Below are 16004 nucleotides of genomic sequence, written 5' to 3'. Positions count from 1 at the left end.
CACAATGGTGATGTGCCCTTTTATTATACAAAAATGGTGTTGATGGATTTACCATCAACACCAAATATCATAGATCCATACTTTCGGTCAGGATTTTTTGTTGCGATCTAATTCTAATTTTATTAGCCAAATCGTTATGTTGCCTAGGTACCTGTGAAAACTGGAACGGTTTGTCTGATCCTGTAAGGGTCAGACAAACCGTTTATATCTTTGTCATGCACACCAATATAATCACTAACAACTCCCCTAGCCGGAGGAGGCCAGAGATGGAGCCGGCCGTGGCGGTGGTGTTAACTGGTGCCTTTTCCAGTTTACAGCACGGGCGACTTTGAAGACCCGCGCTTCTGGCGGGGCTTCAAATCGAGCGAGAAGCCCGCCCTTCAGGCTGAAGCGTCCCCACAGCAGGCGGAACCTCTGGCAGCCGCAGGCGGCCAATCTTAGCCTAAATTAAAAGGGCCATAATCCCTTCGATTACAGCTCCAATATTTCTATTTCGGTAACTGCGACTGGGCCAATTCAAGAACATCTGGACCAACGAATTCACTCGTCAGCCGTTGCATTGGCGTAAACTGGTGGCGTTCCTTGAATGGCACAGGGGAAGCCGCCACCACGGCCACCTTGAGGTTGTTTTCTGTCAGGAAAATCTGCCCGACCCCCTGATATTTGCCCTTACTGTGTTTCCCGGTTCGCCAGGAATGAAGTTTGAAATCCCCATCTGGTTCCCGCTTAATTTCATATTGTCCCGAGGCGTTGGCCGCTACCGGCACCCCTATATATTGATTCACGGCATATTTGCCCTTCATTCGTTATCCTCCTTAGTCAAAGCCGACGCGACGATAGCGACATCGCTAGCCGCCAGCACACCACGTTCAGCAGCGGCTGACAACACCGGGGTGACCGCCGCTATCGTGGCTGGTTGCCCCATCAGTTGTTCAGCAATCGCTGCCAATTCAGTTGGCGTCCCTACCGTCCCAAATAAGGCCACGCGTCGGTACTGACCCGCGTGACGGGTAAAGTTCACATGGAGATCACCACTTGCTAACTGGCAACGGCGATACTCCCGTAAGCCAGGATTGGCCCCATAATTCCAGGCATCAGTTCGATATTTCTCCGCGAGCCGCTGATCAATCACTGACCAGTCTCGATCTGTCAGATGATAGGTTTCAATCTGGTCTAAGCGATCTACCTTAAAAATATGACACAGTAAGGCCGTCTTAAATTCTTGGATTGTCAGGTCACGATAGGCCGGCGCCAGGTATTGGCGGAGATTCGTGATGGCTACGCGATTGGAAGACACCCCACGATGCGCATGCTTGGTCACCGGCAATAAGACGTGGTGCGCCGCATCAACGTTGAGATCATACATGATAGTCCCCCCGGCAGCGTAGCCCTCGCCACTTTTAAACATGGTCATCCCCGAGAACTTCTTTTCACCAACCACGAGATTACTCTTCTGGCGAATACCAAGGTCTGACACGCCCATGGCCTTTAATGCCCTTAAGATAGGATCGGCGAAGATGGCGTAGTCGCCAAAGACTGAACCATCTTTGGGATCGCCATTCACGATATGTTCGAAGATCAAGTTCCGTTCATCGTGGTAGACGGCACCCCCGCCAGAGGTTCGGCGGACCAACTGAACGTTCTGATCGGCGAGGTAGTGAAAATCCACTTCCGCCGCCACGTTCTGATTGATGCCGACGATAACCGCTGGTTGATTGACATACATCATGAAACCATGTCCCGGTAACTTGAGATCATTGACCAAATAATTATCAATAGATTGGTTCACCACAGCGTCCGTAACCGCTTGACCATTTCGATTGGTATCAATAAGAAACATCGTGTCAACTCCCTTGGTTTCAACTTAATAAATGTAGTTTAGCATAACCCTCTCCCCGTTCCAATTCTCAAGGGATTCCAGTTGTCAGGCTCGCTGATTAAAGGCTATACTGAAGGCACGATTAAGAAGGAGCGAACTGCGATGGCGACACAAACAATTTGGCAACGACTCACGACCTGGTGGCAACACCGCCATCAGACGGCGCCGGAGCTGACCATTACGGATGGCGTCTGGCTGGAACAGCGTGACCAAGGTCACTATCGTCTGGGCCTGGCTAACGATGCCCGTAAACAGATGGGTACTCTGAGTTTCGTGGATCTCCCCATCCTGAGTGGTGATCATCTGGCGGCTGGCGATGACATTCTCGAGGTCGAGAGTGACAAGGCCGTTCAGAACTTCCAGACGCCGACCGCTGGCACCGTCGTGAAGATTAATGAAACCCTGATGGATAATCCCGAAACCATCAACACCAATGATCAGGCGGCCAATTGGGTTCTAGAACTTCAAGCCGACTAACTAAAAATGGTCATCAGCACGTCTTTCAACGTGGCTGATGACCATTTTATTTTACCAGCGATATTGAACTGGATCCTTGATGTATTTATCGTAGACGTCGCGCACAATCACCATCTGTTCAGGCGTAAAGGCAGGGACATCGGCAGCGGCCACGTTACGGCTGATCTGCTCTGGCTTAGACGCCCCAGGAATCACTGTGCTAACGGCATCAGCCATCAGAATATAACGTAAGGCCATCTGGGCCAAGTGATCGCCTGCGTGCAGGCGTTCCTTAAGTTCATCGGCCGCACGCACACCGGTTGCGTAATCCACGCCGGAGAAAGTTTCCCCTTGGTCGAAGGCTTCCCCATGACGGTTGAAGTTGCGGTGGTCGGCCTTGCCGAACGCCGTATCCAGGGTATATTTACCACTCAACAAGCCGCTGGCCAAAGGAACTCGGGCAATGATACCCACATTCTGTTCCTGCGCCATCTTGAAAAATCGGTCGGCGGGCCGTAGACGAAACATGTTATAGATAATTTCAACGGCCGAGATGTCGTAGTCTAAGGCCTTCATCGCCTCTTCGACCCGTTCCACACTGACCCCATAATTCTTAATCTTCCCAGCCTTTTTCAATTGATCGAGGGTGAAGAAGACTTCTGGCGTGTAATACACAGCGGTTGGTGGACAGTGTAAGAGCACGTTATCTAAAGCATCGACATCCAAGTTTCGCAGACTTTCCTCCACGAATTTTGTGATATTGGCGGGCGTATAGCCACTAGCCACGTGCGGATCAAGCTTACGCCCCACCTTAGTGGAGACGAAAACCTTATCGCGTTTGCCTTTAATAAACGTGGCTAAGGCCCGTTCACTCAACCCGTCCTGATAGATATCAGCGGTATCGAAAAAGTTTACCCCGGCGTCATAAGCAGCGGATAAGGTGTTTTGGGCATCATTCTCGTCGAATGGGTCGCCCCATTTTGATCCTAATTGCCATGTTCCTAATGACACTTCACTAATCTTGAAACCAGTCTTACCGAGTTGTCGGTATTCCATACCACACACCACTTTCTGGCAGTCTCTTGCCACTCTGATATCTCTCATTCTGCCGTTTTTATCAAACATCGTCAATAGACCTAGCGGATCATTTAAACAAAATATTTACCATTCTCACTTAAAAGGACTAACATTAAAAATGAAGCCGGTGAGATTCATGCTAATCACAAATTCCACTGACCCCAAATTCTTTTTGGAGGTAATTGGTTATGGCTGATTTTGAAAAGACTGCTTTATTGGATGAAAAAATGAGTGAAGCGTTCGACTGGTCCGACCAGGCTCTGCCTGTTCGTGACGCATTGTGGGACCACTTCATGGAAGCCAATGGACATGACACTGATAAAACTGAAGCTTCGATGAAGGAAATGGATGCGAAGAGCGACGATGAAGTTCGTTCTTACGTTGAAGACAACCTCAAGAAGTAATCGACATTCAACTAAAAAATAACCCCGCCGATTGGCGAGGTTATTTTTTTACAGTTATTTTAGTTAAAGTTGCCAGTTCCCACATTGTAGAATCGCAAGTAACGTCGGCCCGTGGCCGGATCAATGGTCATCCGCGTCACGCTAGTATTACTAGGCTCGGGTAACGCGGCCGTTGCCGGCGCACCCAACGTGAGAAGCGCCAGCGTCTTAATCGTCAACCCGTGACTCACCACGAGAACGTGATCGTCGGGATGATCCACGACTTGCTCGGCCAGCCATTGCCCGACCCGCCGCTGAATCATCAGATATGATTCACCACCGACGTTGACCAATTCATCCGGTAAGACCTCGCGCGTCACGGGATCAAAGGACGCCGCGTACTCGGCACTAACAGCCGCATACGTTTGACCGCTCCACTGGCCATAGTCGGCCTCTTGTAAGCGTTCATCGAATTCGGGAACTACCGGGATTACTTGCGTTAATGCGGCAGTCGTTTGCCGAGCACGATGCAAGGGACTGCTGACGACACGGTCATACTTAACTGCCCGTAAGGCCTGCGCGAGCTGCTCGGCCTGTTGTAAACCGCGAACAGTCAGATGCGTGGCCGCCGTGTCCAATTGTCCCTGAAAGACTTGGTCGACATTAGCCTGCGTTTGACCGTGACGAACCCAATCAAAAGTTGTCAATTTCGCTCACTCCCGTCAAAAATCTTTCTCAACAATCTTCCGCCGCCCACGTTGGAGCAGGTAGATGGCCACAATAACCAAGACGGAGCCGACAACTTCAGCGATGGAGATCTTCAATCCTAAGAAAATAATCGAGAGCACGAAGGTCATCACGGGTTGCACGGCATCGACGATACTAATCACGTCAGACGGTGCGAAGTGGGTACTGTACAAAAGCAAGGCAAATGGCAGGATCGTTCCAATGATAATGACCGTCGCCATCGACATCAAGAGTGTACTCGTCAAAGGTGGCGTGTGCACCCAAACTGGTTGGTGAATATTGAAAATCACCCCAGCAATGAAGGTTCCCCAGCCCAAGACCGTAATGGGTTGGTGACCATAATCACGAACCAATGGCCGTGGCAACACCACGTAAAAGGCCGCGGTAATTCCGGAACCAATCCCCCACAACAGGGAATCAAACGGAATAGCCAGTTGTGAAATGTTCCCGCGGGTAATCGCTAGGAATACCCCGAGCATGGCTACGGCAAAGGCAATCAAATCACTTCGTAACGGCCGCACATGCTTAAACAGCAGACTTCCCAGCACGATAAACAGCGGGCTCAAATACTGAAGAATCGTGGCCGCAGCGGCATTCCCCGTTTGAACGGAAATGTAAAACGTCAACAGGTTGGCCCCCAGTCCAAAGATGGCATACGCCACAACCAACCCGATCTCCCGCCAACTCTTAAAGATGGTAAACGTTTCTTTGCCATACATAATCATACTGATAATGAGTAAGGTGACCCCGGCCCCCATCGTCCGAGCAGATAGGAACCAACTTGTGGGAATCGATTGTCCCTGTGAGATGAACTGAAGCACCGTCCCCGATACTCCAAACATTGCCGACGCAACGGTCGCCCAGAAAATTCCTTTGACGACGTTTTCGGTTGCTGATCCTGTTTTTTTCAAGCCCATGAATCCTTTCTCTCTCACGTCACGCGTGTGTTTTTAATTTTTCTATTTTACCTAAAAATCATTAGAATTTGGCAACAAAATCGCGGTTTCTAAAACTTTTTAGGTTACCCCGTTTGCCAGTTAACAGACTTCATAGGAAAAGGAGAGTGGGAAACATTCCCAGCTCTCCTTTTCGAATTTTTAATAGCGGTTAAGCCGTGTGGTCCACGCGACGGGCCAACAGGTCACCCACTAATTGAATAGCAAAGACAATGACTAAGATGATTAACATGGCCAAGACGGTCACGTCCGTTTCAAACCGACTGTAACCGACGTTGATGGCCAGGTTCCCCAAGCCACCCCCACCAATGGCACCAGCCATAGCGGTCAGGTCAATCAAACTGATCAGCGTTAGGACGGAGGAACGAATAATATCGGCCAGACCTTCCTTGAGATAGACCCGGAAGATAATCCCCATGGGACCGGAACCAACCGATTCAGCCGCCTCGATCACCCCGTGGTCAACTTCTGCCAAGGCATTTTGAATCTGCCGCGCATAGAACGGGGCGGACCCAATCACCAAGGGCACAATCGCTGCGGTTGTCCCGATGGCAGTCCCCACGATCAACCGTGTTAAGGGCGCAATCACGGCCAACAGAATGACGAACGGAATCGACCGACAGAGGTTGACGATCTTATCAAAGATGTTGTAAATGATGCGGTTCTCTAGGATACCACCGGGTTGGGTGACAATTAAGCCCACCCCGATAACCAGTCCGAGGATCCCCGCCACCACAGCGGTAATCAGCGTCATATACAGCGTCTCACCAGTGGCTTGAATAAAGTCACTCTTCATCGTAACGGCATTAGGAAAATATTTAGCAAACCAACTCAATTAAGCCACCTCCGAATCCGTGGGCTTCAAGTGGGTAATCTTAATTCCGGCATCCTGGCAATACTGCCAAGCGTCTTGCAACTTATCCGGTTCACCAGACATCACCACGATCAAGTTACCCAGTGGCGTGTTCTGTAAGATTTCCACGTTCCCATATAAAATGTTTGAAACTACATCGTATCGCTTGTAAAGTTCCGTAATCAGCGGCGCATCGGTACTTGCGCCCACGTACTGGAGCTGAACCAACTGTTGATGATCGCTCAAATGGAGGGCACTGGCCTGCTTGTAAATCTTTTCCAGGGCCTGATTAATCTGTGTCGCCGTGTTGATGAAGTCTTGCGTCAATGGCTTCTTCGGCTGACTGAAGATCGAGACCAGGTCGCCCCGTTCGATGATTTCACCGGACTCCATCACGGCAACCTTGTTACAGATTTCCTTAACGGCTTCCATTTCATGGGTGATGAGCACCACCGTGAGACCGAGCTCCTTGTTCAATCGCTTCAACAGTTCCAGGATGGAGGACGTGGTCTTAGGATCCAAGGCACTCGTCGCTTCATCACTGATCAGAATCTCGGGGTCGTTGGCCAACGCTCGCGCAATGGCTACCCGTTGCTTCTGACCACCGGAGAGTTGGGCGGGATAGTCGTTGGCCTTTTCACTCAGACCAACGAGATCCAAGAGATGCGCCACCTTCTCCTGCCGATTCTTCTTAGATAAACGAAAACGTAAGGGATAGCCCACGTTGTCCGCAATCGTCCGCGAATCCATCAGGTTAAAGTGTTGGAAAATCATCCCAATTTTAGTTCTGGCAGCCCGTAGTTTTCGGGGCGTCAGGTGTAAGATATCTTGGCCGTTCACCACAACGGTGCCGGCAGTCGGTGGCTGAAGCCGGTTAATGACCCGCACGAGCGTACTCTTCCCCGCACCGGAATAACCCACTACCCCATAAATGTCTCCGCGATTGACGGTCAATGACACATCCTTCACGGCGTTGACGGTCTGTCCCTTATTATGGAAAGTGACGTCGATATTTTTTAACTCAATAATCGCTTCGTTAGTCAAATCTTCGTGCTCCTTACTCGCCTTATGCCGGCTAATTTTAACTTAGAAATCGCAGTCTGTTACCAAGCTGGGATGGTTAATCCGTGGTAGTACTTCTTCAATAACTTCTTCGTTGCTTCGGTCTGGTAAGCCTTCACAATCTTCTTGTAAGTCTTGTTGTTCTTGTCAGCCTTGTTCGTGGCAATGATGTTAATGTAAGGAATTGAAGCCTTGTTAATCTTTTCCTTGTAAATAGTTTCGCTGTTTGGCAACTTCGCTTCGGCAGCGAATTCGTTGTTGATAACGGCACCAGCGGCATCCGTTAAGGAACGTGGCGTCTGAGCGGCATCGACTGGGGTAATCTTCAAGTTCAACTTGTTCTGGGTGATATCCTTAGGCGTTGGTAATGCCTTGCTACCGTCCACTTTAATCAGACCAGCTGATTGAAGCAAGTGTAAGGCCCGACCTTCGTTAGTTGAGTCGTTAGGAATCGTAATTTGGTCGCCCTTCTTGATATCAGCAACGCTCTTAACCTTCTTGGAGTAGAGACGTAGTGGTGCGCGGACAGTCTTCCCAATCGAAACGATGTTGCTCTTGTGGGCCTTGTTCCATTGATCCATGAAGTACGTGTGTTGGAACGAGTTGAGGGCAATTTCATGGTTTGTTAAGGCTGCGTTAGGCTGGTTGTAGTCGGTAAAGGTCACCAACTTGATGTTGACCCCTTCCTTCTTCAACTTCTTTTGAACGGGCTTCCAGATCTTTTCATCGGAACCCATGATCCCGACTTTAATCGTCTTGTTGCTGCTGGACTTGCCACAACCAGACACAATCAACAGTGGAACTAACAGTAATAATAGCCAACTAAAATGTTTAAATGATTTCTTCATATTCAAAATCCCCTTTATCCCTTTTAAAGAATTTATTTTGAAGCTAGCGATTGAAAACAATGACCAAAAGAAAAGAGTCCGCTTCTAATTTAATAGAAACGAACTCTGTCGTGGTACCATTCTAATTCAAGTCAGACTATGCCGACCCCTCATTAACACTCGCCAGCTTGCGCCTTAAAGTGCGTGCACGATAATGAGTGCCAAGCATTACCACTTCATCGAAAAGACTCAGCGGTACCAATTCATTTCAGGCCATCTTCACCCCGCCGTGGGTTACCCGCTTTCAGCAAATCGCGAGCTCTCTTGAAACCATTGACGGTGGTTACTCTCCTGATCACATTGTTTTCAATCGCTTAATTTAATAGCAAGTCTAATGCAATTCTAATTCGGTGTCAAGCACAATCGACAATAAATTTATTCATAACGGATCCCGTCCCAGCGGCTCTGGCCAGCCAGCGCCCCAAATAAATCGGTTTCAGGTTCTCGTGAATTCTCACCTAATTTTCACTTAATCGCGTGTGTCGGGCTCTCGTAGAATTCCCGCAGCTAGCAGAAACATGTGGGTCACCACTGGCCCCACGAAGCTAAATCCACGGCGTTTCATGTCCTTGGCCACAGCACTCCCCAGGGTCGACTGATGAGCCACCGCGTCACGCTCCGGCGCTGGTAAGAGCAATGGCGTCCCATCCACAAAGGCCCACAGATAGGCGGAAAAACTGTCGAACTGCTGCTGAACCTTGAGAATAGCACGGGCATTCCGGAGCACAGCCTGAATCTTACGATGATTACCAATCATCCCCGGAAACGCCGCAATTTCTGGAATTGCCAATTCATCAATCATGGCCGCTACTGGCTGAATTGCCATGCCGTCAAAGACTTGCCGGTAAACTGGCAACTTGCTAGCTGCCGCCTGCCAACTCAGACCAACTTGAAAAACACCCACCGTCAACAGTTCGAATAACACGTGGTCATCATGTGTTGGCGTGCCAAAGTAGGCATCATACTCCGCGGCACCATCTGTCTCAAATTGGCGACCATCATTCGGTCCGATTGCCATCAGTCTGCCCTCTCCCTTTAATCTCACTTAATTGTAACGGGACTCACCGGTCACTGTAAAGTGGAAAAGGACGCCAACAGCATCGGCGTCCTTTCACGAATCTAAAAATTTAATTACGTTACGCCCTTAAAAACCAATCGAAACATGGTGAAAGCAACTTCACCAACTGTCAGTGACCCGGCTAGTCACCGGTTTCCCATGATCAAGTAGAACTTACGACAGTCCTAGTTGTGGCAACCTACTATCCTAGCCGGAGGAGGCCAGGGATGGAGCCGGCCGTGGTGGTGATGTTAGACCGAGTGCGTTTCTCGGCCTTACATCACGGGCGACTTTGAAGACATGTGGTCTTCGTGGCTTCAAATCGAGCGAGAAGCCTGGTTTTTAGGCTGAAGCGTCCCCACAGCAGGCGGAATCCCTGGCAGCCGCAGGCGGCCAATTCACACACACCTAAATGCTATTTAACGTAAGCGTACTTGTAACTCCACTGAGTCCCGGCAGTGTTATGAATCACACCCTTGACCGTGGACCGTTGGAGGTAGGCGTAATTAGCCTGATAAAGGGGCGTAAAGCTCTGTTCCTTGTTGATGAGCTTAGCGGCCTGAACCATGTCCTGCCAACGCGCCTCGTCGTTCCCAGCATCTTGATTCTGGGCCTTGTCGATCAAGGCATCGTAAGTCTTGTTGGACCACTTGCCATAGTTCAAAGCGTTGGAACTCGTTGGAATCTGCATGAAGGAAATGGGATCGTTGAAGTCGGCTCCCCAGTGGGAGAGGAAGAGGTCAAAGTCACCACTCGTTGCCCGTGATTGGGCGACTGAAGCCGGAACGTTTTGAATCGTGAGGTCAAAACCAGGTAGGTTCTTTTCCAACGTTCCCTTCAAATATTGGGTAACGGTACTAGCAGCGACATCATCATTTCCAGCCATGATACTCAGCTTGACCTTCTTCAGTCCCAGCTGTTTCAAACCAGCCGCCCACTTCTTCTTCGCCAGAGTTGGGTTGTAGGCTGTGGTATTCTTAACGGCTTGTTGCTTGGCAAAGTCTTCACCCGTCTTCGGATCCTTGGCAAGACCACTAGCCACAAAACCAGTAGGGGTCACAGAACCATCCCCCAAGACCTTCTTGGTTAACAGGCTGCGATTGATCGATAAGGCAATTGCTTGGCGGATGTTCTGATTATTCATGATACGCCGCTTTTCCTTATCAGCATCTTGAAAGTTGTACTTCAGGTGAATCACGATGGAGTAAGGATACTCCTTGAATTCCTTGTTGTTCTTATAGTTCTTAACTTGCTCCGTCGAGAGCTGTGCGAAGTCGAGCTTCTTGTTCTGGTACAGGCTCAACCCCGTTTGCGGATTAGTAACCACCTGGTAGCTAATCCTATTTAACTTCACAACCTTCTTGTCCCAGTAATGGTTGTTCTTGACGAATGACCAGGTATTCCCAGTCCCACTCCAGTTGGTAATCTTAAACGGTCCACTGTACACCATGTACTCGGACTTAGTGGCATACTTCTTCCCATACTTGTTGACGACCTTTTCATTTTGTGGGGCAAATAACGGGTATGCCATCAGAATCTTAAAGTAGGCAATCGGCTTATCTAATTCGATAACAACCGTGTGCTTGTTCTTGGCGTGAATCCCAATCTCACTGGGATCGGCCTTACCAGCGATAATCTTATCCCCGTTCTTAATTCCGGAGAACATCGTCGTGTAGGAAGCCTTGGTGGCTGGCGTCAACGTCCGTCGCCAGGAATAAACGAAGTCCTGCGCCGTGATAGGATCGCCATTACTCCACTTGGCGTTGTCGCGGATGTGGAACGTCCAGGTTTTCTTGTCCTTGGACATCTTAGCGGAATCCGCCAATCCCGGGGCCACCTTACCGTCCTTGCCTAACCGATAGAAACTTTCAAAAACGTTCCCGGTCTGACCATAACCCGTGGCCTTAGCCAAATCGATCGTATCCAGTTGTGCCGTCGCTGGTAACTTTAAGTCTTGCTGGGGCGTCGCTGATGATGACGATTGCCCACAAGCAGCCAGACCCAATCCCATGGCGACTACTGCAGCAACTAATCCGATTCCGGTCCATTTTTTCATAACATTAACGCTCCCTTTTCCTCAATTTAGTGGTGTGCAATCCCCTAAACTCATAAACAAAAAAGCGGGTTTCCTCTCACAGTCAATCGTGAGAGGAAACCCGCTACAGTGACAACAATCGTTGTCGTTATGTAGGTCTACTGGTTTGCCTGGAAATCACGATTTAACCCAACGCAAATAGTCATGTTACATTCGCAACATGCAGTGACCGTCATTTGATTGTGGCGTACGTTGGCTAACATCATGGTTTCCTCCTTACTTTTAGTTATTAAATGGATTGCACAAATTTAAAGGTACGCTATTTGCCAGGCTTTGTCAAAAGAAACGGTTTCCTTACTAACATCACTTCCGGGAAAACGGTATACTAGGACTAGCTGAAAAAGTAGAAAGGATTTGAACGTATGGACATCGAACGCACGCTTGCTGAACTCACGTTACCCGAGAAGGCCGCACTGGTCTCCGGTAAGAATTTCTGGTACACCGCCGCTATTGATCGGCTGGGGCTTCCCGCCCTCATGTTAACGGATGGCCCTTCTGGACTCCGTAAGCAAAAACCAGGGGCAGATGCTGGTGACATCACGGATTCCGTGACCGCCATTACCTATCCTTCGGCAGCCCTCACGGCTAGTTCTTGGGATCAATCTCTCATGCAACGCCTCGGTGAACACCTCGGGCAAGAGGCCCGTGCCGAACAGGTCAGTCTCCTCTTGGGACCCGGCGTTAATCTGAAACGTTCGCCCCTCGGCGGTCGTAATTTCGAATATCTCTCCGAGGATCCTTTGGTCGCTGGTAAACTCGCCAGTGCCTACGTCCGCGGCGTTCAATCCCAACACGTGGGCGTCGCCGTCAAACATTTTGCCGCCAACAACCGTGAAAATCAACGGTTCACGGCCTCCAGTGACATGTCCCAACGGACGCTCCGTGAACTCTACTTAAGAACCTTTGAAATTATCGTGAAGAAAGCTCGTCCTGCCAGCATCATGACGTCTTATAACAAGGTTAATGGCGTCTTGAACTCCGAAAATCACCACCTCTTACGTGACATTTTAAGAGACGAATGGGGCTTCCACGGTGCCGTCATGTCTGACTGGGGCGCCGTGGCCAACCACGCACGGGCCTTACGAGCCAGTCTCGACCTCGAGATGCCTGGTAAGGGTCAAACCTCGATCGATGAAATTTTGCGGGCCATCGAAACCGGTGAACTGGACGAAGGAACTCTGAATAAAGCCGTCCGCCACATCCTCCACCTCATCGACGACTGGGCCCCACAGACCACCGCTGGTGACTACGACCATCAGGCACACCACACCTTTGCCCGCGAAATTGCGGACGACAGTATCGTTCTGTTACGGAACCACGATGAAGAATTACCGCTACACCCCAAGACATCCGGTAAGGTCGTCGTCATTGGGGAACTCGCCGAGAATCCCCGCTACCAAGGAGCCGGCAGCTCATACGTTAATCCATCTAACTTAGTTACGCCATTGGAAGCTCTTAAAAATACTGGGCTAGACGCAACCTACTATCCTGGTTATCGGTTAGATCAGAGTGAAACCGACGACCACTTGGTTCAGGAAGCCCTGACCGCCGCTAAGGAAGCCGATCACGTGATCATCTTCGCCGGCTATCCTGCCAGTGATGAGTCCGAAGGCTTTGACAAGAACTCCCTGATGTTACCAGAAAATCAAACCGATCTAATCGGCAGTCTGGGTCGTGTTAACGCCCACACCACGGTTGTCCTGCAAAATGGATCGGCCGTTGAAATGCCCTGGATTCACTCGGTCACTGCTGTCGTTGAAACCTACCTGGCCGGTGAGGCCGTGGGTGAAGCGACCTGGGACGTCTTGACTGGTCAGGTTAACCCATCTGGTCACTTGACCGAAACCTTCCCCATTCGTTTAACTGATACGCCAATGGCACCAACCTTTGGCCAGGATCCCCAACATGAATACTACACGGAAGGAATTTTCATGGGTTACCGCTACTATGATACCCACGAAATGCATGTCCTTTATCCATTCGGCTATGGGCTCAGCTACACATCATTTGAGCTCACCGATCTCGCGGTCGACCAGGATGAACACGGGGCAACGGTAACGTTCAACGTCACCAATACCGGCGATGTTGCCGGGAAGGCCGTGCCACAACTCTATGTAGCCAACCACTCTTCCCACGTGCCAATGCCAACCAAGGAACTGCGGGCCTTTACCAAGGTTGCCGTGGAACCTGGCGAAACCAAGACCGTCACCCTCAAACTCAGTCGCAAAGACTTCAGTTGGTGGTGTGATAGCAAGCACCGTTGGCAAGCAGACTCTGGCGATTACGAAATCATGGTCGGGCAATCCTCCCGTGATATTCGCCTCCAGACCAAGTTGACCATGGACTTCAAGAACTCGCCGGCCCCCATCACCATGGAGACCTACCTGACCACGATCGTTCGCGACCACAAGCTGTTGGACCAATTTAAAAACACGGTTCTCAAACCACTGGGCGCCAACAATCCCCTCGGATTCAGCGATCAACAAGATGATCAGCCACAGCTGACCCAAAACCTGATGTTCCTCAACATGCCACTGCGGGCCCTAGTGGCCACCGGTGTGCCGGAAACGTTTGTGGCCGACTTTATCAGTCTCGCCAACCAACGCAAATAACTTTAGTTAGCGTGTGACAGAAGGCGGTTAGTCAATGAGCATTAACGTCGATAGACGAACAATTCCGGTCTTGGATTGTTTGTCTATCGGGGTTAAGCGGAGTTGACTGCCTTTTGTCACACGTTTCGACCATAGACGTTCGGAGCGCAAAAAATTCCTGAGACTTTTGTCTCAGGAATTTTTTTGTGGTTATTTAAGTGGCAGGATCATGTCGAGATGAGGAATACCGATGTCCAAGTAGACATCGCTAATCGGTTGAAACCCGAAGGACTCATAGAACTTTTGCAAGTAAGCTTGCGCCTGAATGATGATTCGACCAGCATCGGGATACGTTTCCTTGCAGGCAGCGATGGCTTGGGCCACGAGTTCGCGTCCACTACCATTACCACGAGCGTCAGGTGCGACCACGACCCGGCCAATGCGAACCTGATTCTGTTCATCCATCAGCCGAGCATACGACCGAATCTTACCATCGGGTGCCTGCGTGAACAGATGTTGGGCAGTCAGATCCAAGTCGTCCACCTCTTGATAGGCACAGGTTTGCTCCACGACGAAGACCGCGGTCCGTAACCGATAAATCTCAAAGAGTTCGGCCGTCGTTAATTCTTGAAAAGACTTTTGTTGAAAATCACTCATCTACCCACCAGCTTTGATTAGTTTAAATTATTAATGTGAACCTGATGATCCAAAGGATACTCAACTGGTGTATCCCAATTGTTTAACATTTCATCCGTCATTTTGACCCCTTGAAGTTCCAAGTTGTCGTAAGGTTCCATGTAGTAGGCACGGTCATCCAAGGCCATGTAGCCCCGGTACTGCGTGTAGTCACTGGCGCCGTCGTCCTTGAGCTTAACACCCTTAGGAATCGTCACGCTGTCCATTAAATGTTGTAATAAATTCAACGTAGTCGGCGTATCTGCCGCTGCTTCACTGTAATGCTTGTTGAAGACGGTCCGAACAAACCGAGATGGTGAGGTATAATCCCCAGGCATCCCTAAAGCACCAGTACCGGGACCCTGTGTTGCCAACTCGAAGCCTTCATAGTTATGCAGTGGTCGCTGACTCGCAACGAGCGTGCCATAGGTACTAAGATTCTGTAAGTGCCAGCTCAGCTGTGGCGAGTTCGCCATCACGCCGACTGGATCATCGATGAGGTGAAGGTCGTCACTCGTGGCTTCCAACACAGTTGTCTCTCCGGTTGGATCGCTAAAGATGAAATGTAAGGGTGTTGTCAGACCTAGCAAGGAGACCGGGACGTCCACGAGTTGAACGTTTTGAATCAGTTCGCGGAGATCGGCCACACTCTTGGCGTTTCCTAAGACCCAGGCAACCAGGTCATGTGGGGCGATGCCGAGTTTGTCAGCGGCGGCTTCCTTAACGTACTTCGCATATTGTGAGAAGTAGAGCGCAGCAGCACCCAGGCCAAATTCATTGACCCCATCAACAAAGATGTAGTGTTTCAGATTACGTCCAGCTCCTACGAAACCGTACTTCGTGGTGAAGGCACCAGCATCCCCCTGGATTTTCTGGTTACGAGGCATAAAGATTGGTTGGCCACCTAATTCAAAGGCAAAATCCATGGTCCGTGACAAAAAATGATCACCTTGACTATTTTCATAGGTCAAACTAGTACACATCAAAATCATCCCGTTTCTAATATAATTATCCATTATTCTAAACCTAAACTAGACGTTATGCACGCATAATCGTTGATTATATAACTATTCTTTAAAAACAGTGGTCAACCGCGTCATCACACCGTTTAACGGTTTAAGCCACTAACGATTATCTGGGGTGATCATGTCCGCTAAAAATTAGGTCACCGTTAGAAGTTCACCGGCAAAACTGACCAATTTTCTCGAATCTCGTGTTCTCGAATATTCATTTCGCAACCCATCGGTTATGCTTAGCGGTGAAAAGTGTTTCGGTTTGACCCCAAC

General features: G+C 49.7%; 15 protein-coding genes. 3 read left to right on the top strand and 12 right to left on the bottom strand.

Features of this window, described 5'->3' with window-relative positions; translation table 11 throughout:
* Positions 1-488: 488 nt before the first annotated feature.
* Positions 489-803: a DUF7671 family protein gene (locus tag OCU14_RS08155; RefSeq protein WP_261810600.1), complete on the bottom strand. Its 315-nt coding sequence runs from the start codon at positions 801-803 to the stop codon at positions 489-491.
* Positions 800-1840, bottom strand: a complete 1041-nt coding sequence (locus tag OCU14_RS08150; protein ID WP_261810599.1) for a lipoate--protein ligase family protein — start codon at positions 1838-1840, stop codon at positions 800-802. Before OCU14_RS08150 ends, OCU14_RS08155 begins: the two co-directional genes overlap by 4 nt.
* Before the next feature lie 141 nt (positions 1841-1981).
* On the opposite strand from OCU14_RS08150, the gene OCU14_RS08145 reads away from it, so the two are divergent.
* Positions 1982-2356 carry a glycine cleavage system H family protein gene (locus tag OCU14_RS08145; protein ID WP_261810598.1) on the top strand — a complete coding sequence of 125 codons (375 nt, stop codon included), beginning with the start codon at positions 1982-1984 and terminating at the stop codon, positions 2354-2356.
* A 51-nt stretch (positions 2357-2407) separates the two neighbouring features.
* On the opposite strand, the gene OCU14_RS08140 is transcribed toward OCU14_RS08145, so the two are convergent.
* On the bottom strand, positions 2408-3391 hold the full coding sequence (locus OCU14_RS08140; protein ID WP_261810597.1) for an aldo/keto reductase: 984 nt from the start codon (positions 3389-3391) through the stop codon (positions 2408-2410).
* A 209-nt stretch (positions 3392-3600) separates the two neighbouring features.
* Here OCU14_RS08140 and OCU14_RS08135 point away from each other — a divergent pair, with 209 nt between their 5' ends.
* Positions 3601-3816 carry a P8 family protein gene (locus OCU14_RS08135; protein WP_261810596.1) on the top strand — a complete coding sequence of 72 codons (216 nt, stop codon included), beginning with the start codon at positions 3601-3603 and terminating at the stop codon, positions 3814-3816.
* Positions 3817-3875: 59 nt separating this feature from the next.
* On the opposite strand, the gene OCU14_RS08130 is transcribed toward OCU14_RS08135, so the two are convergent.
* The 7 genes from OCU14_RS08130 to OCU14_RS08100 form a co-directional block, all read right to left on the bottom strand.
* Entirely contained in the window at positions 3876-4502 is a 627-nt protein-coding gene (locus OCU14_RS08130; protein WP_261810595.1) for a histidine phosphatase family protein, read from the bottom strand.
* A 15-nt stretch (positions 4503-4517) separates the two neighbouring features.
* On the bottom strand, positions 4518-5459 hold the full coding sequence (locus OCU14_RS08125) for a DMT family transporter (protein WP_261810594.1): 942 nt from the start codon (positions 5457-5459) through the stop codon (positions 4518-4520).
* A gap of 190 nt (positions 5460-5649) precedes the next feature.
* Positions 5650-6294: a methionine ABC transporter permease gene (locus OCU14_RS08120; protein WP_261810602.1), complete on the bottom strand. Its 645-nt coding sequence runs from the start codon at positions 6292-6294 to the stop codon at positions 5650-5652.
* Between the two features lie 39 nt (positions 6295-6333).
* Entirely contained in the window at positions 6334-7380 is a 1047-nt protein-coding gene (locus OCU14_RS08115; RefSeq protein ID WP_261810601.1) for a methionine ABC transporter ATP-binding protein, read from the bottom strand.
* A 74-nt stretch (positions 7381-7454) separates the two neighbouring features.
* Positions 7455-8261 (bottom strand): MetQ/NlpA family ABC transporter substrate-binding protein, encoded by an 807-nt coding sequence (locus tag OCU14_RS08110; RefSeq protein WP_261810593.1) that lies wholly within the window; start codon positions 8259-8261, stop codon positions 7455-7457.
* Between the two features lie 508 nt (positions 8262-8769).
* Positions 8770-9318 carry a DNA-3-methyladenine glycosylase I gene (locus OCU14_RS08105; protein ID WP_261810592.1) on the bottom strand — a complete coding sequence of 183 codons (549 nt, stop codon included), beginning with the start codon at positions 9316-9318 and terminating at the stop codon, positions 8770-8772.
* A gap of 454 nt (positions 9319-9772) precedes the next feature.
* Entirely contained in the window at positions 9773-11413 is a 1641-nt protein-coding gene (locus OCU14_RS08100; RefSeq protein WP_261810591.1) for a peptide ABC transporter substrate-binding protein, read from the bottom strand.
* 401 nt (positions 11414-11814) lie between these two features.
* Here OCU14_RS08100 and OCU14_RS08095 point away from each other — a divergent pair, with 401 nt between their 5' ends.
* Positions 11815-14064: a glycoside hydrolase family 3 C-terminal domain-containing protein gene (locus OCU14_RS08095; RefSeq protein ID WP_261810590.1), complete on the top strand. Its 2250-nt coding sequence runs from the start codon at positions 11815-11817 to the stop codon at positions 14062-14064.
* Between the two features lie 189 nt (positions 14065-14253).
* Here OCU14_RS08095 and OCU14_RS08090 read toward each other — a convergent pair whose 3' ends face one another.
* Together OCU14_RS08090 and OCU14_RS08085 are read right to left on the bottom strand one after the other, a co-directional pair.
* Positions 14254-14700 carry a GNAT family N-acetyltransferase gene (locus tag OCU14_RS08090; RefSeq protein ID WP_261810589.1) on the bottom strand — a complete coding sequence of 149 codons (447 nt, stop codon included), beginning with the start codon at positions 14698-14700 and terminating at the stop codon, positions 14254-14256.
* Positions 14701-14717: 17 nt separating this feature from the next.
* On the bottom strand, positions 14718-15701 hold the full coding sequence (locus OCU14_RS08085; protein WP_261810588.1) for a choloylglycine hydrolase family protein: 984 nt from the start codon (positions 15699-15701) through the stop codon (positions 14718-14720).
* Between the last annotated feature and the right edge of the window lie 303 nt (positions 15702-16004).

The organism is Levilactobacillus humaensis, from assembly GCF_024345185.1.
Taxonomy (GTDB): Bacteria; Bacillota; Bacilli; order Lactobacillales; family Lactobacillaceae; genus Levilactobacillus; species Levilactobacillus humaensis.
Note: the sequence above shows the minus strand (reverse complement) of the source record. Positions and strands in the feature narration are given on the sequence as shown.